The following is a 17,310-nucleotide window of genomic DNA, read 5'->3' as shown; positions in this document are numbered from 1 at the left end:
TCAGGTACCGTGCCAGCAGTGCAGGCAATCTCATCGGCCCCTCGCCAGCTCGTCAAAACCACTGTGCAGAGCTACTATTTGCGCTACCGGCTTCGCCTGAGGCTGGCGGACCGGACCGGCGATCACGCCACTTTTTGTATCGCTCTGGCCGGGTGCCAGCAATGCTTTCGCCATCAGCCGCAAAGCCGTCAAAACAGACCGTAGAATCGTATGGCGGTGCCGCCCAACACGGTGTCATGGGCATCCGCCGGCAGGAGGGTCATCGCCGCCTCACGCCAGCGCTGGTAGTTGCTCGCCAGCGTGACGACCGGCCAGTCGCTGCCCCACATCAGGCGATCCGGCCCGAACGTCGCGAGCAGATGATCGACATAGGGACGTAGATCGTCGATCCGCCAGTCCGCCTGTGCCTCGGTGACCAGGCCCGACACCTTGCAGCACCACGGTGTCTCGCGAGCCAGTCGTGCCATGTGGTCCGCCCATGGTCGCAAGGCGCGGTTGGCAATGTCCGGCTTGGCGGCGTGATCGATCACGACCGCAAGATCGGCATAGCGCTGCGCCAGCTCGCCAATGACGGGAAGATGGCGCGGCTTGATGAGGGCATCGAAGCGCAGGCCGTGTCGCGCCATGGCGGCGAGCGCCGGCTGAACGGTAGGACGTAGGATCCAGGCGGTGTCGTCGATATCCTGCAGCATCGGGCGAAGGCCCTTCAGCAAGGGATCGGCGGCAAGCTCGGCGATGCGGGCCGGCGCGCCGGGCGACGCGAGGTCCGTCCAGCCGACCACGCCGCGCACCAGGCCCGCCGAGCCGCGTGCGACGTCCAGCATGAAAGCGGTTTCGGCCTCGCTGTCGGCGGCCTGCACCAGCACGGTCGCGGTGATGCCGCCCAGCAAGGGGCGAAGGTCGTCCAGCCCGTAGTCGCGGGCGATCGACATGTCAGAAGACAGCCATCGGTAGTCGCCACGCGCGATGGTCCAGACGTGATGGTGGGCGTCGACCCGGATCATCTTTCCGGCGCCTATTTTTCCGGTGTAGGGGCGCTCTCCGGCAGCAGGCCGGCGCGGCGCAGCTCGGACCACAGGGCACCAGGAATGTCGGCCTGCATGAGAGCCGCATTCTGTTTCACTTCGGCAGCGGTGCGCGGACCGGGAATCACGGCGGCGACGACCGGATGAGCTGCGCAGAACTGCAGCGCCGCGGCCTTGATGTCGACGCCGTGACGCTCACAGATCGCACGGATGGCTTGGGCGCGAGCCACCATGTCGGGCTCGGCGGGCACGTAGTTGAAGGTCGTGCCGCCCGCCAGCAGGCCGGAATTGTAAGGCCCGCCCAGCACGACCTTCACCCCCTTGGCGGCGCAGGCCGGAAACAGCCGGGCGAGCGCCGTGTGGTCGAGCAGCGTGTAGCGCCCGGCAATGAGGAAGATGTCCGGCCGCTCCGTCTCGAGACAGGCGAGCGCGGGCTCGACCAGATTGAGTCCCATGCCCCAGGCCCGGATCTCACCGCGATCGCGCATCGCGCCCAAGACCTTGACGGCGCCGGCCATTGCCTCGGCGAAGCGGTCCTTGAAGGCGGCGCCATGCCAGTCCTCGGCGCAGTCGTGGATATAGACGATGTCGAACCGATTGAGGCCCGTGCGCTGATGGCTGTCCTCGAGGGAGCGGATCGTGCCGGCGGCGGTGTAGTCGAAGGTCCGGCGGAACGGCAAGGCGTGCACGAAGCCCTGGCTCACTTCCCGCGTCTCTGGCGCGGCGTGAAGCAATCGGCCGACCTTGGTGGAGAGCGTATAGGCGTCGCGCGGCCGGCTGCGCAGGGCATTGCCCAGCCGGTGTTCGGCCAACCCGGCGCCGTAGTGCGGTGCCGTATCGTAGTGGCGGATGCCGACGTCCCACGCCGCAGCCAGGCAGGCGACAGCGTCCTCTTCAGGGACGACCGTGCCCAGATTGCCGAGAGGTGCACTGCCGGCGCCGAGCGGCCCCGGAGGACTGTAGCCGGTCATGTCCGTTCCTCCGGCGCGACGACGCCCTTGGTGAGCAGGATATTGCCGTAGAACCGGCGCTCGCCGGTCTGCACGATGGCGTAGGCGCTCTCGGCGGCCGCATAGAAGGCGTTGCGCTCGATGCCGACGGCGGCCTTGGCGCCATGCTTGGCCAGCGCCGCATTCATCTCGGCGACCACCGGCGGCAATGCACCTGGCTCGCCGACAACCTGCATGACGGCGCAGGGGTCGGCGATGAAGGTGTCGATCGGAAAGACCGACAGCACCGCCTGCAGGACACGCGGGGTCGAGAGGCCCGGCAGGTGGACAAGGCGGCGGCCGCGCGTGGCCGGATAGTTGGCGTCGACCAGCGCGATGCGATCGCCGTGGCCCATCGCGGCAAGGGCGTGCAGCAGGTCGGGACCCAGCACGGGATCGAGGCCGAGCAGCATGTTTCCTCCGGCTTTTGCGGTGACCGTAGCACGAGATCCTGTGCGTCGCTCAGGACGACACGGCCCCTCGCGCAACGCGGATCGCCCGACAGATCGTCACCATCTTGCCGATGGCGTGCTCGACGAACGCCGAGACGGAAGCCTCGATCTCCCGGGCGAGCCGCGGCGGCTCGGTGGCGATCGCTCGCGCCAGCACCCGCGCTCGCTGATGGGCCGTCCGGCGATTGGCGAGGATGGCGCGGTCGAGCGAGCCGTCGGCCTGCACCGGCGTCAGCGCGGCTTCCAGGCGCTGCAGGAAGGCCGGCGCATGGGCGAGATGGCGATACATGCTGGCGAGGATCAGAGGCTCGGGTCGGTCTCCGAAGTGGTTGAGCCGCAGCACGCGCTGCCAGGTTTCAGGTGGGACATCGGCTTCGGACGCGAGTGGCGGCAAGTCGACATCGGGTGCTGGCAGGCGCGGCCCCTGCTCCGGCACGCCCTCCTCAGCCACGTCGCCGCGCAGCCGTGCCATCAGCGCACCGAGCGCGAAGAGATTGACGGTGTTGGAATGATCGTAGCTCGCCAGCACCGCATCGACGCTGGCCGGTTCGGTCCCCGCCAGCGAGCCGAGCTTCGGCAGGGTCATCTCGCGCCGAAAATCGACGACGGCACGATCGGCCATGCCCTGCACATAAAGCGGCTTCACCGCATGCCACGCCCACGGCAGGGCGCCATCGAGCGTGGCCAGATGCCGCCACACGAGATTGACCACGCGCACACCGACCGTGGCGCGGATGTCGGCGAAGAGAGCTGCCGTTTCTCCGGTCGCGGCAGGCTCCGCGATTGCCGGAAACGGGTCGCTCACTCGGCGGCCTGCTTGGACTCCTGCCCGAGCACGGTGAAGAACGACGCCGACTTGGGCTGCTTGGGCAGCTCGACCCGGCCTTCGGACAGGCGGGCGAAGCGCGCTTCCTTGCCACGCACGATGCGGCCCTCGTTCGGACTGGGCATGGGATTGCGCGCGATCGGCACGGCATCGGCCGCGGTATAGACACAGATATAGAGCCCGCGCGCCTTGTCGGCGCCGTTGGCCGCCGAGCCATGCAGCAGCTTGGTATGCATCAGGCAGACGCTGCCGGCCTTGCCGAGGCAGGGCACCGACTTGGCGAGCGCCTGCTTCTCGGCGTCGGCGGCGACTCCGCCGGTGAAGCGTTCGCCGTCGAACAGCGACAGCATCGGCCCTTTGTGCGAGCCCGGGACGACGGTCAGGCAGCCATTGCTCTCGTCGATGTCGTCGAGGAACAGCAGCGCCGTCACAATGTCGGAGTTCGTGTGCGGCGTGTAGGCGAAGTCCTGGTGGTAGGAGACCTCGGTCTTGGCGCCCGAAAGCTTCAGGTTGATCTTGCAGTGGTGGAACTTGACGTCCGGCCCGATCAGGTCGGCCACCATGTCGACCGTGCGCGCGTCGAGCATGACCTCGCGGTAGGCGTCGGAAATGTCGGACGGATTGTTGATGCGGCGCAGCGCCGGCTTCTCGGCGCTGTGCTCGCCGCCCATGTCGAAGCGCGGCCGGCCGTCGATCGTCGGCGGCCCGAACGGGCTGCTGTGGGCCCGGCTCTCTTCCACCCACTTGGCGATCTCGGCCTTGAGCGCGGCGAGTTGCGTCGGGGTCACCGCGTCCTCGACCATGAGATAGCCGTCGCGCCAGAAGGCGTCGATCTGCTCGCGGCTGAGAACAGGCATGTGCGGTCTCCTGCTGGGGCGCGCCACTCCAGTGGCGCGATCTCCGGTGCAGCCTACAATGACGCGCGACTGGAGTCGCGCGCCCCCAGCCTACCGCCCCTTGAACTGCGGCTTGCGCTTTTCCATGAAGGCGGTACGGCCCTCGATGTAGTCCTCGGAGGCGAAGCATTCCTTCACCAGCCCCGTCAGGCGGCCGAAGTCGGGCTTACCGTCGAGTCGGGCCAGTTCCTCGACCGTCCGCTTGGCGGCATGCATGGTGAGCGGCGCGTTCTCGCCGATCAGCTTGCAGTAGTTGTCGACGTAGGCGTCGAGCTCGGCGTCCGGCACGACGCGGTTGAGCAGGCCCATGCCCAGCGCCTCTTCGGGGCTGAAATGCCGGGCGGTGAAGAAGATCTCCTTGGCATAGGCCGGTCCGACGAGATCCATCAGGTTCTTGAGGCCGGCGGCGCGGTAGCCGAGGCCGAGCCTGGCCGCCGGCACGCCGAACTTCGACTTGTCCGACGCGATGCGGATGTCGCAGGTCAGCGACACGGCCAGGCCGCCGCCGATGCAATAGCCACGGATGCGGGCGATCGTCGGCTTGGAGCATTTGGTGAGGCGGGCGTTGGCGATCTCGCCGATCTTGTCGTAGTAGGCGACCTGCTCTGGCGTCGAGCGCGCCTTCTCGAACTCGGAGATGTCGGCGCCGGACACGAAGGCCTTGTCGCCCGCGCCGGTCACGACGACGACCCGGACCGCCGGATCCTTCTCGAAGTCGTCGAGGATGACCGGAATGGCCTCCCACATGTCGGTCGAGGTCGCATTGTGCTTGGCCGGCTTGTTGAAGATGAGCTTGCCGACCGGCCCATGCTTCTCGGCGATCATGTTGGGTGTGGGACTGATCATGGTGTTCTCCTGCTGGGGGCGCGCCACTCCAGTGGCGCGATCATGCGTTGAAGCAACCAAAGACGCGCCACTGGAGTGGCGCGCCCCCAGCGCTAGATGACGCCGCGCTGCTTGAAGCTCGCGATCGCCGCGGCGTCGTAGCCTGCTTCCTTCAGCACGGCCTCGGTATGCTCGCCCTGCTCGGGCGTGGCCGTGCGCATCTCGAAGGGCGTGCGGCTCATGTTGATCGCCTGGCCGATCAGCTCGATCGGGCCGAGCTTGGGCGAGTTCACCGGATGCGCCATCTTGAGGTGCTTGACCTGCGGATCGGCGAACATCTCGTCCATCTTGTAGATGGGGCCGGCCGGCACGCCCGCCTTGTTGAGCTTCTCCACCAGCTCGGCGCTGCCGTAGGCGCCGACGCGCTTCTCGATCTCGGCATTCAGCAGGTCGCGGTTGGCGCGCCGTGCCTTGTCGCTCGAGAACTTCTCGTCGGTCATCAGCTCCGGCGCGTTGATGCTCTCGCAGAAGCGCTTGTAGATGTGGCCGCCCGACGCCGCGATGTTGATGTAGCCGTCCTTGGTCTTGAACACGCCGGTCGGGATCGAGGTCGGGTGATTGTTGCCGGCCTGGCCGGGCACGTCCTTGGCGATGGTCCAGCGCGCGGCCTGGAAATCGCACATCGAGATCATAGCCTGCAGCAGCGAGCTCGACACCCACTGGCCCTGGCCCGAGGTCTCGCGCTCGAGCAGCGCGATCAGGATGCCGATGGCGCAGTGCAGGCCCGCGCCCACGTCGGCGACGGCGATGCCGGCACGTACCGGCCCCTGGCCTTCCATGCCGGTGACCCACATCAGCCCGCCCATGCCCTGGGCGATCTGGTCGAAGCCCGCGCGCTCGGCATAGGGCCCGTCCTGGCCGAAGCCCGAGATCGAGCCCAGGACGATGCGCGGATTCACCTTCTTCAGGCTCTCATAGTCGATGCCCAGTCGGAACTTCACGTCGGCGCGGTAGTTCTCGACCACGACGTCGGCCTTCTCGACCAGCTTCTTGAAGACGGCGAGGCCGTCCGGCTCCTTGAGGTTGAGAGTGATCGACTTCTTGTTGCGATGCAGGTTCTGGAAGTCGGGCCCATGACGCGGTCCGCCCATGTCCATGTCGCCGGCGCCCGGCGGCATCTCGACCTTGATGCAGTTGGCGCCCCAATCGGCGAGATAGCGCACGGCGGTCGGGCCGGCACGCACCCGAGTCAGGTCGAGGACTGTGAATCGGGAAAGCGGTCCGGCGGTCATAGGCTTCTCTCTGTGTTGCGCGAATGGTCTACCCGTACCACGTCCGCTGGACTTCCAGCCAGACATCAGAAAAGAGCCGCCCTGCGATTGGGATTTCCACGCCTGCCCGCTTCAGGGCTTCAGGCACTTGCTGGCCAGAACGAACCAATGGTGCCAATTGGGTTGCACGCCTTGTCCAAGCCACTCTGCGACTACCGCGTCCGCGATCTCGTCCGGCGTGCTCCCGTAGTCGGCCGGCAGCCAACCTCGGCCATGGATTGCATTTGCGACGTGCCTGGCTGGTACCCCACCTGCATCAAGCAGCGCAATTATGTTGCGACGCATGTAATCCGTCAGCGCTTCGCCTGAAAGACCGAAGCCTTCGATACCCGCAACAGCGATGTGCCAGAGGCTGACCTCAGCGTACTCGAGTTCATTGGGAACGAGCGCTATCCACTCTTCAACCGTGTGCCCGTAGCGCTTGTGCCGGAGTTCGTGGGTCATGGCCGCGACCTCCGACCATAGGGACTCTATTCACTCGACGCGCACCATCGCTGCAGGATCAATCTCCAGCCAGACGCGGCTGCCGACCTCGAAAACGACATTCGGACCTGTGGAAACGCGCACTGGCTTGGCAGCGCCTAGCGGCCGCACCTGATAGTCCCAGTACTCGCCGAGATAGGACCGTCCTGAGATTTCCGACTCGACAGCCAGTGCGCCGCCATTGGGCTTCTGACCAGAGAGCCCAACCGCCTGCGGGCGAAGTGAATAGAGAAGAGCGCCGTTTCCGCTCGCCCCTTCGAGCCGGGCCGCGGCTGCCGAGAAGCCGTCGAAGCGGATGTCGCTACCCTCCCGCGTGCCTTCGAGGAAGTTGGTGCGGCCGATAAAGCCCGCGACGAAGCGGCTGCGCGGGCGGGCATAGAGCTTGTGCGGCGCATCGACCTGCTCGATGCGGCCGTGGTTCATGACCACGATGCGGTCGGACGTCACCATCGCCTCTGACTGGTCGTGCGTGACGTAGACCGTGGTGATCTTGAACTCGTCGTGCAGGCGGCGGATTTCGAACCGCATCTCCTCGCGCAGGTTGGCGTCGAGATTGCTAAGCGGCTCGTCGAGCAGCAGCACTTCGGGCTCAACGACGATGGCGCGGGCCAGCGCCACGCGCTGCTGCTGGCCGCCCGACAGCTCGGCGGGATAGCGGCCCTTGAGGTTGCGCATCTGCACGACGTCGAGGATGGCGTCGACCCTGCGGTCGATCTCGCCGCGGCTGAGCTTCCTCACCTGCAGGCCGAAGCCAACATTCTCGCCGACCGTCATGTTCGGCCAGATGGCGTAGCTCTGGAAGATCATCGACATGCGCCGCTTCTCGGGCGGCACGACGTTGGACGGCGAGGAGATCTGCTGGCCGTCCATCTCGATGGTGCCGGCCGACGGCGGCACGAAGCCCGCGATCATGCGCAAGGTCGTGGTCTTGCCGCAGCCTGACGGCCCCAGCAGCGACACGAACTCGCCCGGCACCAGCTCCAGGGAGAAGTCGGCGACCGCCTCGACCGCGCCGTAGCGGCGGGCGACGTTCTTCAGGACAAGCTTGCTCATGTCGCGTTGCGTCTCAGCATGAAATCCCGTCCCAGCGCCTTCTGGCCGATCCAGAGCAGCGGCAGGGTCAGCACCTGCAGGATCAGGGCCAGGGCCGCAAGGTACTCGAAATTCCCCTCCTCGCTCATGTCGAAGATCATGACCGAGGCGACCTTGGTGTTGGGTCCGTAGAGGAAGATCGCGGCCGACAATTCGCGCGTCGCCGGAATGAAGATCAGCAGCCAGGCGCCCAAAAGGCTGCGCTTGAGCAGAGGCGCCACGACACGGCGCAGCGCCGTCAGTCGACTGCCGCCCAGCACGCGCACCGCCTCCTCCATCTCGGGATTGAGGCTGCGGATGGCCGCGCTGGCGTTGACGTAGCCGATCGGCAGGAAGCGCGTGGTGAAGGCCAGGATCAGGATCAGCGCCGTACCGTAGAGCGCCAGCGGCGGCGGTGCATAGGCGGCATAGAAGCCGATCGCCAGCACCACGCCCGGGATCACGAACGGCGCGATGCAGAGGAAGCCCAGAATGCCGCCGAATGGCACCAGCCGGCGCGTGACGATGTAGGCCACGCCCAGGGTCAGGATCACGACGGCGGTGGCGCTCACGCCGGCATAGAGGAAGCTGTTCAGCACCGACTTGGCCGCGGTGGCGTGCTCGAACAGTACGAAATGGAAATTGCGCAGCGACAGGTTGTCGAGCCCGAAGCCGCGTCCCCAGGCCTTGGCGAAAGCAGCCTGGAACAGAAAGAGGTACGGCAGGAATACCGCGAGAGCAGCAATCAGCATGGCATAGCCGAACATCGCCCAACGCCATGGCCCGAGCCGGATCGCGCGCCGCTCGCCGCCTTTGCCGGTCAGCGCCACGAAGCCCTTGCGCCGGGTCATCAGCCGCTGGATCAGGATCAGCAGGATGGTGACGCCGAGCAACGGCATGGCGTAGGCGGCGGCGACCTCGACGCGCACCGGATTGCCGAAGAACTGGAAGAGCTGCGTGGTCACCACGTTGAAGCGCGCCGGGATGGCGATCATGGCGGGCGAGCCGAACAGCGCGATCGCCTCCAGGAAGCAGATGATCAGGCCGCCCAGGATCGCCGGCAGGGCCAACGGCAGGGTGACGCGCCGCATGGTGCGCCAGGCGCCCGCGCCCAGGATGTTGGCGGCATCCTCCATCTCCGACGACACCAGCTCGAGCGCCGCCGTGGTGAAGATGAAGATGTACGGGAAGGAATAGAGCGCAATGACCAGCGCCAGCCCGGAGAAGCTGTAGATGTTGAAGGGCCCCGCCTCCGCGCCCGTCACCATCATGAAGAAGCGGTTCAGCCAGCCGGCATTGGGTCCGGCCAGCAGGATCCAGGCGACGGCGCCGGTGTAAGGCGGCGTGATGAAGGTCATCAGCACCAGCACGCGCGTCAGCCCGCGTCCCGGCATGTCGGTGCGCGCGACCGCCCAGGCGAGCGGGATGGCGAACAGGCCGGCCAGCGCCGCCGCCGCACCGCCTAGCTTGAGCGAATTCAGGAGCGCATCGACGTAACGGGCGCGGCCATAGGCGGTGAGATAGTTGGCGAAGGTGAAGCCGCCGGTCTTCTCGGCAGTGAAGCTGGTGACCACCAGGTAGATGAACGGGCTCACCACCAGGAACAGCAGGACCGCGATGATCGCGATCCAGATCAGCCACGTCGAATCGAAGGAGATCGCGCGCCGCGGCGCGTCGGGAGTCGAAAGAGCCGGTGCGGTGACTGTCATGACGGAGCGCGGACCTCCAGGTCCGCATCATGATCATGAGCGGACCTGGAGGTCCGCGCTCCGGTCAGTTCCCGAACGTATCCCGCCACTGCTCGATCACCTCGGGGACGCCCTTGTCGATCTCGGCCACGGTCGGCCGGATGGTCTTGATCTCGCTGATCGGTTTGGCTCCCGGCGGCGACGGCACTTCCGGCCGCAGCGGGATGGCGAAGTGCTTGGCGTTGATCTTCGCCGCCTCGACCGAATAGAGGTACTCCATGAAGAGCTTGGCCGCGTTGGGATGCTTGGTGCCCTTCATGATCGCCGACGGCGCGATAATCAGCACCGAGCCGTCGGTCGGATAGGACACCGCCAGCGGGTTGCCGCGTGAAGCGCTGAACAGGGTCGAACCGTCGGCGCCTGCCGCGACCTGCCGCTCGCCGGCATTGAGCGCTGTCACCGTGTCGTTGATCGAGCGGCCGATCTGCGGCTTGTTCTTCTCGAGCTTGTCGAAATAGCTCCAGCCATAGAGGTTCTTCATGGTCAGCACCCAGGTACCGACATAGCCCGAGAAACCGGGGTGCCCGATTGAGACCTTCCCTTTCCATTTCATGTCCAGGAGGTCCTGCCACTTCTTGGGCGCTTCCTCGGCCTTCACCTTGGCCGAGTTGTAGGTCAGCACGACCAGGCCGGCCGAGGTCGTGTGATAGAAGCCCGCCGGATCGAAGTTGCGGAACGTCGGGGCGATCTTGGACTCTGTCTCCGGCATGTACTTCTCGAAACGCCCCTCCGCCGCCAAGCGGACGTAGTGGCCGACGTCCGTCGAGGAGAAGACGTCGCAGATCGTCTGGTTGTTCTTGATATCCTGCAGCAGGCGTTGATAGGCGACCTGTGCCGTGGTGCGCACCACATTCACCTTCACGCCATACATCTCGGTGAAACCGCGCCCCAGGTCCTCGGCGCCCTCCGACGTGTAATGCGCGACATACCAGGTGAGCTCGCCTTCCTTCTTGGCGCCCTCCTCCAGATCCTTGATATCCGCGTGCGCCGCCGGCGCAAAGGCGAGCACTGCGACGAGCACCGCGATGGGCGCGAGGCCTGCCAACCTCTTCATCAGTACCTCCCTGAACGTGACTTCATTGTTGTTATTGTTTGGTGGGCATACGATCACACGATGAAACGGGCGACAAGCGCGACACAGTGTGAACGAGCGCATGACGGAAGATAAATCCGCTGGCTGGGCAGCCTACTACGAGAAGCTGCGCGAGCGCCCACCGCGTCGCACATTGATCACAGCGCTCGACCGGTTCGGCCCCGATGCAGCCGGCTCACTCGCCGTCGATCTCGGCTGCGGCGATGGTCGCGACGTGATCGAGCTGCTGCGCCGCGGCTGGCGCGTCGTCGCTGTCGACGCCGAACCTGCGGCCCTCAAGGCGCTGCAGAGCCGGCCGCTGCCGGAGGGACACGATCTCACGCCCATCCAGGCGCGCTTCGAGGACGTGCCGCTTCCTCTTGGCCTCACCCTGGTAAATTCCAGCTTCGCCATGCCGCTTTGCGAACCCGAGGCGTTCCATCGCCTATGGGAACGTATCCGCGAGGCCTTGCCCTCCGGCGGACGCTTCAGCGGCCAATGGTATGGTCCTCGCGATAGCTGGGCCGGCCGTGCCGGCATGACCTTCGTCGCCCGAGATGAGGCGCTTGCTATGCTGGCCGGCCTCGAGCTGGAAATGTTCGAGGAGGAAGAAGACGACGGCGTCACGCCGCGTGGCAACGCCAAGCACTGGCACATCTTCCATATCGTTGCGCGGAAGTAGTTCATGTCGTCCTGAGCGTAGCGAAGGACCTCATCGCCGCTTGCAACCGCCACGAGATCCTTCGCTACGCTCAGGATGACTGAGGCAGTGGACAACGTATCACCCTCTGTCCGACACTTCGGCCTCACGAAATTCCCAGGAGGCAATCATGGCCGCCGTTCCCGTCACTGCCGAAATCGCTCGCCGCGCCGCTGTCCTCGCCTGGAACGACCTGCCGGAAGACCTCGTCGAGCGCACCAAGCAATGCCTGCTCGACTGGTTCGCCGTCACCGTTCCTGGCGCGCAGGAGGAGCTCACCGACATCCTGATACGAGAGGCGCTGGAAGACGGCGCCAAAGGCCAGGCCTCGCTGGTCGGTCGAACCGAGAAGGTCCTGCCCTCGACCGCGACCTTGATCAACGGCGCCGCGAGCCACGCGCTCGACTACGACGACGTCAACTTCTCGATGGGCGGCCATCCGACGGTCACCGTGGTGCCTGCCCTGCTGGCGCTGGGCGAGCAGATCCAGGCGTCGGGCCGGCTGTTCATCGAGAGCTTCGTCGCGGGTTACGAGACGTCGGGCCGCGTCGGCCGGCTGGTCTCGCCCAGCCATTATCAAAAGGGCTTCCACGTCACAGGTACGGTCGGCTCGTTCTCCGCTACGGCCGCGGCTGGCCGCATGCTCGGCCTCAGCGACAAGCAGCTCGCCGTTGCCTTCGGCATCGCCGCCACACAGGCGGCCGGCCTGAAGTCGAACTTCGGCACCATGTGCAAGCCGCTGCATGCCGGCACCGCCTCCGAGCACGGCCTGCGCGCCGCGCGACTCGCCGCCAAGGGCTTTACCGCACGCGGCGATTCGCTGGAGTGCGATCAGGGCTTCGCGTCGTCGCAGAGCGATCATCTCAATACCGACGCCGCGCTCGGCGAGCCGCCGCAGGGCTGGCACCTGCGCAACAACCTCTTCAAGTATCACGCCGCCTGCTACCTCACCCATGCGCCGATCGAGTGCGCCAAGGAGATCAGGCTGAAGAGCAACTTCCCGCCCGAGCGCGTCAGGAAGATCCTGCTCAGGATCGACGCCGGCGCCGACAAGGTCTGCAACATCCCCAACCCGACGACGGGCTTGGAGGCAAAGTTCTCGCTGCGCCAGACCGTGGCGATGGCCCTGAACGGCGTCGATACGGCGGCGCTCGATTCCTACAGCGACGCCGTCACCCAGGAGCCGCGCATGAAGGCCCTGCGCGACAAGGTGTCGATCGAGTTCAAGCCTAATTGGGAACATTCGCTGGCCGAGATGGCGATCCAGCTCGACGACGGCACGACCATCGAGGCGAGCCACGATTCGGGCATCCCGTGGGCCGACGTCAAGAAGCAGCGCAACGCCATCGAGACCAAGTTCGAGAGCCTGGTGAGCCCGGTGCTGGGCGCCGCCGGCACACGCCGGCTGGCCGACGCCATCGAGCGCATCGACAGCATGAGCGACGTGGGCGAATTGGCTCGCGCTTCGGCGAAGAGCTAGTTATTTGGGAGCGCGGGCCTCCGGCCCGCATCATGAGCGGGCCGGAGGCCCGCGCTCCCGTGAGGAGAAGGAATGGCAGAGGATTTTAGGACGCGGGCCCGGCTGGTCCCGAAGGGCAACCGCTATGAGGATTTCGAACCCGGTCGTGTGTTTCAGCACCACTGGGGTCGCACCGTCACCGAGTCGGAGAGCACCCTCTTCTCGACCCTGACGCTGCACTTCAACCCGCACTACTACAACGCCGCCTATGCCCGCGCCCACGGCCATCCAGGCATTGTCGCCAATCCAATGCTGGTCTTCACCACGGTGTTCGGCCTCACGGTCGAGGATCTGAGCGAGGGTGGCGGGCCTTTCCTTGGCGTCAACGAGCTCTCTTTCCAGCAGCCCGTCTATCCCGGCGATTCGCTGCGGGCCGAGTCGGAGGTGCTCGACCGGCGCATATCGGATTCCCACAAGGGATTCGGCATCGTCACCTGGCACACCAAGGGCCTCAACCAGCGCGACGAGCTCGTCATCGACTTCAAGCGCACCAATCTCGTCCGTCTCAGGAACGCCTAAGCCATGCCATATATCACCGAAGAGCGCCGCATGATCCAGGAGCAGGCGCGCGAATTCACCCTCAACGAGGTTTTACCCGTCGCCAACAAGCTCGATCCCGAGAAAGGCGACATCCCGATGGACCTGCGCGACAAGATGGCCGAGCTCGGCTACTTCGGCATCCTGATCCCCGAACAGTATGGCGGTCTCGGGCTGGGCTGCTTCGAGTACTGCCTGGTCACCGAGGAGCTGTCGCGCGGCTGGATGAGCGTCGCCTCGCTGATCGCCCGCGGCAACCTCTTGATCGGCGCGCAGATGATGAGCGAGGAGCAGCGCGCCCGCTACCTGCCGCGCATGGCCAAGGGCGAATTCCTGGGCGCCTTCTCGATGTCCGAGCCCAATGCCGGCTCCGACATTTCCAATATCTCCTGCCGCGCCCGCAAGGATGGCACCGGCTACCTGATCAGCGGCAACAAATACTGGTGCACCTTCGCCGACGGCGCCGACTTTTTGATCATCATCGCCCGCACCTCCGATGCGCCGCCGGGCAAGCGGCACATGGGCCTCTCCATGTTCTTCGTCGAGAAGAAGCGCGGCACGCTGCCCAAGGGCTGCAGCGGCGCTCCGATCCCCAAGATCGGCTACTTCGGCTGGAAGACCTACGAGCTCGCCTTCGACAACTTCCGTGTCGAGGCCTCGGACATGATCGGCGAGGAAGGCCACGCCTTCTACTATGCAACCTCAGGCCTCGAGACGGCGCGCGCCCACACCGCGGCCCGCGCCATCGGGCTGGCCCAGGGCGCGCTCGACGATTCGATCAAGTATGCCAACGAGCGCCGGCAGTTCGAGCGGCCGATCTCCGACTTCCAGGCGATCCGCTTCAAGATCGCCGAGATGGCGACCCAGATCGAGGCGGCGCGGCAGCTCAACTACTTCGTCTGCGAGCAGATCGACACCGGCCAGCGCTGCGACAAGGAAGCCTCGATGGTGAAGCTGTTCGCTTCGGAGATGGCCGAGCGCGTGTGCAGCGAGGGCATCCAGATCCATGGCGGCGCGGGCTACACCACCCTGCACGCCGTCGAGCGACACTGGCGCGATGCGCGGCTCACCAAGATCTTCGAGGGCACGTCGGAGATCCAGAAGCGCATCATCTCCGACCGCCTGCTCGGACGTGGGAGGAACTGATGAAAGTCTCCGCACTCACCGGCAAGAACAACTACTTCGAGGACTTCACCGTCGGCGAGGTCCTGAGGCATGCCCGCGGCAAGACGGTCGAGCCGCTCGAGCAGGTGTGGATCACCAACGTCACCATGAACACCGCCGAAGGCCACTTCAACGAGCACCTGATGAAGTCGAGCCCGTGGGGCAAGCGGCTGGGCTTCGGCGGCGTCACCATCTCGATGTGCATAGGCCTCGCCGCCCAGGACACGGCCGAGAACGCGCTGATGGAGATGGGGCTGCACAAGATCCGCCTGAAGGCGCCCGTCCACCACGGCGATACGCTTTATTGCTACTCCGAGGTGCTGGAGAAGACAGACGCAGAACAGCCCGACGCCGGCATCGTGCGCTTCAAGCATTACGGCGTGAACCAGGACGACAAGCATGTCTTCGAGGGCGAGCGCTGGGTGCTGATCAAGCGGCGCAGCCACTGGGGCGACAAGTGAAGTCTCATTGGACCGCGGGCCTCCAGGCCCGCATCATGATCATGAGCGGGCCTGGAGGCCCGCGGTCCACATGACCACCGGCGCCCTCGACGGCGTACGCATTGTCGATCTGACGCAGATGCTGGCCGGCCCCTTCTGCACCATGCTGCTGGCCGACCAGGGGGCCGAGATCATCAAGGTCGAGCCGCTGGACGGCGACCACACGCGCATCGTCGGGCCCTACCATGCCGACGACAAGCTGAAGGCCTTCGGCGGCTATTTCGCCTCGGTCAACCGCAACAAGAAGTCGATCGCCATCGACCTCAAGCAGCCCGAGGGCCGTGAGCTGGTGATGCGGCTCTGCGAGAACGCCGACGCCGTGGTCGAGAACTATCGCGGCGGCGTCATGGATCGCCTGGGCCTGGGCTACGAGACCCTGCACGAACGTTTCCCGAAGCTGGTCTACGCCACCATCCGCGGCTTCGGCGACTGGCGCACCGGCCGCAGCCCCTACACCGACTGGCCGGCCTACGACGTCGTGGCTCAGGCGTTCGGCGGCGTCATGGCCATCACGGGCCCGGACAAGGACACACCGATGAAGGTCGGCCCCGGCATCGGCGACCTGATGCCGGCCACCATGTGCGCCGTCGGCATCGTCAGCGCCATCCTGCGCGCCCACAAGACCGGCAAGGGCCAGTTCGTCGATGTCGGCATGGTCGACGCCATCCTGTCGATGTGCGAGCGCATCGTGCACCAGCATTCCTTCACCGGCGGCGTGCCCGTGCCCGAAGGCAACCACCATCCCCTGCTCTGCCCGTTCGGCATGTTCCCGGCCAAGGACGGCCACGTCACCATCGCCGCCCATGCCGACACGCACTTCCCAATCCTGTGCCGCCTGATCGGCCGGCCGGAGATGGGCACCGACCCGCGGCTCGCCACCGTCCAGGACCGCCGCGCCAACCAGGACGAGATCATCGCCGCGGTCTCGGCCTTCACCAGCCAGCGCACCAAGCAGGAGCTTTTGGCCCACCTCGGCGGCCAGGTGCCGTTCGCGCCGGTCAACGACGTGCGCGACGTCTTCGCCAATCCGCACTTCGCCGCCCGCGACATGGTCGTGTCGGTGCCCCACCCGGGCCTCGACGGCGAGATGAAGGTGGCCGGCGTGGCCATCAAGATGAGCGAGACGCCCGGCCGCGTGCGCCATCGCGCCCCCTTGCTGGGCGAGCATACCGATGAGTATCTGACCGGCCTCGGCCTCAGTGGCGCGGATATTGCGCGTCTCCGGGCCGAAAAGATCGTTGCCTGAGGAGACATGACATGACCGACCGTCCGCGCCGCGCCCGCCGCGTGCAGCTTTCCACGCCCGGCTCGAGCGAGAAGATGATGCAGAAGGCGTCGGAGTCGAAGGCTGACCATGTCTTCCTCGACCTCGAGGACGCCGTCGCCCCCAGCCAGAAGCGCGATGCCCGCAAGAAGATCGTGCAGGCGCTGAAGACGCTGAACTGGAAGGGCAAGACGCGCTGCGTGCGCATCAACGACCTCACCACCGAGTACGCCTTCGAGGACATCATCGAGGTGGTCGAGGGCGCCGGCGAGCATCTCGACACCATCATGATGACGAAGGTCATGACGCCGGCCGACATCCTGTTCGCCGACAAGCTGCTGCATCAGCTCGAGAAGAAGCTGAAGCTCAAGAACCGCATCGGCCTCGAAGCCCTGATCGAGGAGGTCGAGGGCATGCAGAACGTCGACGCCATTGCGAAGTCGACGCCGCGCCTGGAATGCCTGGTGTTCGGCATGGGCGACTTCTCCGCCTCGATGGGCGTCACCAACAAGAACGTCGGCGAGACCGACGGCTATCCCGGCGACATCTGGCACTACGCGCGCTTCCGGCTGGTGATGGCCTGCCGCGCCGCCGGCATCGATCCGGTGGACGGCCCGTTCGCCGACTTCAAGAACCCCGATGCCTATCGCGAGGAGTGCCGCCGCTCGATGATCCTGGGCTGCGTCGGCAAGTGGGCGATCCATCCGTCGCAGATCGAGCATGCGCTGGAAATCTACTCGCCGAAGCCCGAGGACGTGGCGCGCGCCCGCAGGCTCGAGAAGGCCTATGCCGAAGCCGAGGCCCAGGGCCTGGGCGCCATCAACGTCGACGGCATCATGGTCGACGTTGCCTCGATCCGCATCCTGCGCAACACGATCCTGAACAAGGCCGATCTGTTCGGCATGTGA

19 protein-coding genes are annotated in these 17,310 nt (G+C 66.0%); 8 read left to right on the top strand and 11 right to left on the bottom strand.

What is annotated here, in order from left to right:
• Nucleotides 1-204 (top strand): hypothetical protein (locus RSO01_RS48390; protein ID WP_218037217.1); only part of this gene is annotated, 204 nt, incomplete at its 5' end.
• On the opposite strand, the gene RSO01_RS02810 is transcribed toward RSO01_RS48390, so the two are convergent.
• From RSO01_RS02810 to RSO01_RS02760, 11 genes are all read right to left on the bottom strand, one after another.
• The gene (locus RSO01_RS02810) at nucleotides 189-1,004 is read right to left on the bottom strand and encodes an amidohydrolase family protein (RefSeq protein ID WP_218037216.1); all 816 of its coding nucleotides are present in this window, start codon (nucleotides 1,002-1,004) and stop codon (nucleotides 189-191) included. The two genes, RSO01_RS48390 and RSO01_RS02810, sit on opposite strands and share 16 nt — an antisense overlap.
• 11 nt (nucleotides 1,005-1,015) lie before the next feature.
• A complete protein-coding gene (locus tag RSO01_RS02805; RefSeq protein WP_147145988.1) occupies nucleotides 1,016-1,996 on the bottom strand; it encodes an aldo/keto reductase in 981 nt (326 codons plus the stop codon).
• Nucleotides 1,993-2,427 (bottom strand): RbsD/FucU family protein, encoded by a 435-nt coding sequence (locus RSO01_RS02800; RefSeq protein WP_147145986.1) that lies wholly within the window; start codon nucleotides 2,425-2,427, stop codon nucleotides 1,993-1,995. Before RSO01_RS02800 ends, RSO01_RS02805 begins: the two co-directional genes overlap by 4 nt.
• Nucleotides 2,428-2,476: 49 nt before the next feature.
• Entirely contained in the window at nucleotides 2,477-3,271 is a 795-nt protein-coding gene (locus tag RSO01_RS02795) for a hypothetical protein (protein ID WP_147145984.1), read from the bottom strand.
• Nucleotides 3,268-4,149 carry a phytanoyl-CoA dioxygenase family protein gene (locus RSO01_RS02790; RefSeq protein WP_147145983.1) on the bottom strand — a complete coding sequence of 294 codons (882 nt, stop codon included), beginning with the start codon at nucleotides 4,147-4,149 and terminating at the stop codon, nucleotides 3,268-3,270. Before RSO01_RS02790 ends, RSO01_RS02795 begins: the two co-directional genes overlap by 4 nt.
• 90 nt (nucleotides 4,150-4,239) lie before the next feature.
• On the bottom strand, nucleotides 4,240-5,034 hold the full coding sequence (locus tag RSO01_RS02785) for an enoyl-CoA hydratase (protein WP_246157993.1): 795 nt from the start codon (nucleotides 5,032-5,034) through the stop codon (nucleotides 4,240-4,242).
• A gap of 92 nt (nucleotides 5,035-5,126) precedes the next feature.
• Nucleotides 5,127-6,305, bottom strand: a complete 1,179-nt coding sequence (locus RSO01_RS02780; protein ID WP_147145981.1) for a CaiB/BaiF CoA transferase family protein — start codon at nucleotides 6,303-6,305, stop codon at nucleotides 5,127-5,129.
• Nucleotides 6,306-6,416: 111 nt separating this feature from the next.
• Nucleotides 6,417-6,788: a hypothetical protein gene (locus RSO01_RS02775; protein ID WP_147145980.1), complete on the bottom strand. Its 372-nt coding sequence runs from the start codon at nucleotides 6,786-6,788 to the stop codon at nucleotides 6,417-6,419.
• 30 nt (nucleotides 6,789-6,818) lie between these two features.
• On the bottom strand, nucleotides 6,819-7,880 hold the full coding sequence (locus RSO01_RS02770) for an ABC transporter ATP-binding protein (RefSeq protein ID WP_147145978.1): 1,062 nt from the start codon (nucleotides 7,878-7,880) through the stop codon (nucleotides 6,819-6,821).
• Entirely contained in the window at nucleotides 7,877-9,607 is a 1,731-nt protein-coding gene (locus RSO01_RS02765; RefSeq protein ID WP_147145976.1) for an ABC transporter permease, read from the bottom strand. The genes RSO01_RS02770 and RSO01_RS02765 overlap by 4 nt, the downstream gene beginning before the upstream one ends.
• A 64-nt stretch (nucleotides 9,608-9,671) precedes the next feature.
• Nucleotides 9,672-10,700 (bottom strand): ABC transporter substrate-binding protein, encoded by a 1,029-nt coding sequence (locus tag RSO01_RS02760; RefSeq protein WP_170302809.1) that lies wholly within the window; start codon nucleotides 10,698-10,700, stop codon nucleotides 9,672-9,674.
• Between the two features lie 100 nt (nucleotides 10,701-10,800).
• On the opposite strand from RSO01_RS02760, the gene RSO01_RS02755 reads away from it, so the two are divergent.
• The 7 genes from RSO01_RS02755 (at nucleotide 10,801) to RSO01_RS02725 (ending at nucleotide 17,310) form a co-directional block, all read left to right on the top strand.
• Nucleotides 10,801-11,400 carry a class I SAM-dependent methyltransferase gene (locus tag RSO01_RS02755; RefSeq protein ID WP_147145972.1) on the top strand — a complete coding sequence of 200 codons (600 nt, stop codon included), beginning with the start codon at nucleotides 10,801-10,803 and terminating at the stop codon, nucleotides 11,398-11,400.
• Nucleotides 11,401-11,548: 148 nt separating this feature from the next.
• On the top strand, nucleotides 11,549-12,898 hold the full coding sequence (locus RSO01_RS02750; RefSeq protein ID WP_147145970.1) for an MmgE/PrpD family protein: 1,350 nt from the start codon (nucleotides 11,549-11,551) through the stop codon (nucleotides 12,896-12,898).
• Between the two features lie 72 nt (nucleotides 12,899-12,970).
• Nucleotides 12,971-13,456, top strand: coding sequence for a MaoC family dehydratase (locus RSO01_RS02745; RefSeq protein WP_147145968.1), 486 nt, complete (start codon nucleotides 12,971-12,973; stop codon nucleotides 13,454-13,456).
• 3 nt (nucleotides 13,457-13,459) lie between these two features.
• On the top strand, nucleotides 13,460-14,620 hold the full coding sequence (locus RSO01_RS02740; RefSeq protein WP_147145966.1) for an acyl-CoA dehydrogenase family protein: 1,161 nt from the start codon (nucleotides 13,460-13,462) through the stop codon (nucleotides 14,618-14,620).
• A complete protein-coding gene (locus tag RSO01_RS02735) occupies nucleotides 14,620-15,099 on the top strand; it encodes a MaoC family dehydratase (protein WP_174825911.1) in 480 nt (159 codons plus the stop codon). Before RSO01_RS02740 ends, RSO01_RS02735 begins: the two co-directional genes overlap by 1 nt.
• A gap of 70 nt (nucleotides 15,100-15,169) precedes the next feature.
• Nucleotides 15,170-16,384, top strand: coding sequence for a CaiB/BaiF CoA transferase family protein (locus RSO01_RS02730; RefSeq protein WP_147145963.1), 1,215 nt, complete (start codon nucleotides 15,170-15,172; stop codon nucleotides 16,382-16,384).
• 11 nt (nucleotides 16,385-16,395) lie between these two features.
• Nucleotides 16,396-17,310: an HpcH/HpaI aldolase/citrate lyase family protein gene (locus RSO01_RS02725; RefSeq protein WP_147145962.1), complete on the top strand. Its 915-nt coding sequence runs from the start codon at nucleotides 16,396-16,398 to the stop codon at nucleotides 17,308-17,310.

Origin of the sequence: Reyranella soli (assembly GCF_007992495.1) — a bacterium.
GTDB classification, from domain to species: domain Bacteria; phylum Pseudomonadota; class Alphaproteobacteria; order Reyranellales; family Reyranellaceae; genus Reyranella; species Reyranella soli.
This window is presented reverse-complemented; position numbering and strand designations above follow the sequence as displayed.

Excerpts from the sequence above, each read along its gene's own strand:
- RSO01_RS02810 (WP_218037216.1), bottom strand. The coding sequence starts at position 1,004 with ATGATCCGGGTCGACGCCCACCATCACGTCTGGACCATCGCGCGTGGC.
- RSO01_RS02805 (WP_147145988.1), bottom strand. The coding sequence starts at position 1,996 with ATGACCGGCTACAGTCCTCCGGGGCCGCTCGGCGCCGGCAGTGCACCT.
- RSO01_RS02800 (WP_147145986.1), bottom strand. The coding sequence starts at position 2,427 with ATGCTGCTCGGCCTCGATCCCGTGCTGGGTCCCGACCTGCTGCACGCC.
- RSO01_RS02790 (WP_147145983.1), bottom strand. The coding sequence starts at position 4,149 with ATGCCTGTTCTCAGCCGCGAGCAGATCGACGCCTTCTGGCGCGACGGC.
- RSO01_RS02785 (WP_246157993.1), bottom strand. The coding sequence starts at position 5,034 with ATGATCAGTCCCACACCCAACATGATCGCCGAGAAGCATGGGCCGGTC.
- RSO01_RS02780 (WP_147145981.1), bottom strand. The coding sequence starts at position 6,305 with ATGACCGCCGGACCGCTTTCCCGATTCACAGTCCTCGACCTGACTCGG.
- RSO01_RS02775 (WP_147145980.1), bottom strand. The coding sequence starts at position 6,788 with ATGACCCACGAACTCCGGCACAAGCGCTACGGGCACACGGTTGAAGAG.
- RSO01_RS02770 (WP_147145978.1), bottom strand. The coding sequence starts at position 7,880 with ATGAGCAAGCTTGTCCTGAAGAACGTCGCCCGCCGCTACGGCGCGGTC.
- RSO01_RS02765 (WP_147145976.1), bottom strand. The coding sequence starts at position 9,607 with ATGACAGTCACCGCACCGGCTCTTTCGACTCCCGACGCGCCGCGGCGC.
- RSO01_RS02760 (WP_170302809.1), bottom strand. The coding sequence starts at position 10,700 with ATGAAGAGGTTGGCAGGCCTCGCGCCCATCGCGGTGCTCGTCGCAGTG.
- RSO01_RS02755 (WP_147145972.1), top strand. The coding sequence starts at position 10,801 with ATGACGGAAGATAAATCCGCTGGCTGGGCAGCCTACTACGAGAAGCTG.
- RSO01_RS02750 (WP_147145970.1), top strand. The coding sequence starts at position 11,549 with ATGGCCGCCGTTCCCGTCACTGCCGAAATCGCTCGCCGCGCCGCTGTC.
- RSO01_RS02745 (WP_147145968.1), top strand. The coding sequence starts at position 12,971 with ATGGCAGAGGATTTTAGGACGCGGGCCCGGCTGGTCCCGAAGGGCAAC.
- RSO01_RS02740 (WP_147145966.1), top strand. The coding sequence starts at position 13,460 with ATGCCATATATCACCGAAGAGCGCCGCATGATCCAGGAGCAGGCGCGC.
- RSO01_RS02735 (WP_174825911.1), top strand. The coding sequence starts at position 14,620 with ATGAAAGTCTCCGCACTCACCGGCAAGAACAACTACTTCGAGGACTTC.
- RSO01_RS02730 (WP_147145963.1), top strand. The coding sequence starts at position 15,170 with ATGACCACCGGCGCCCTCGACGGCGTACGCATTGTCGATCTGACGCAG.
- RSO01_RS02725 (WP_147145962.1), top strand. The coding sequence starts at position 16,396 with ATGACCGACCGTCCGCGCCGCGCCCGCCGCGTGCAGCTTTCCACGCCC.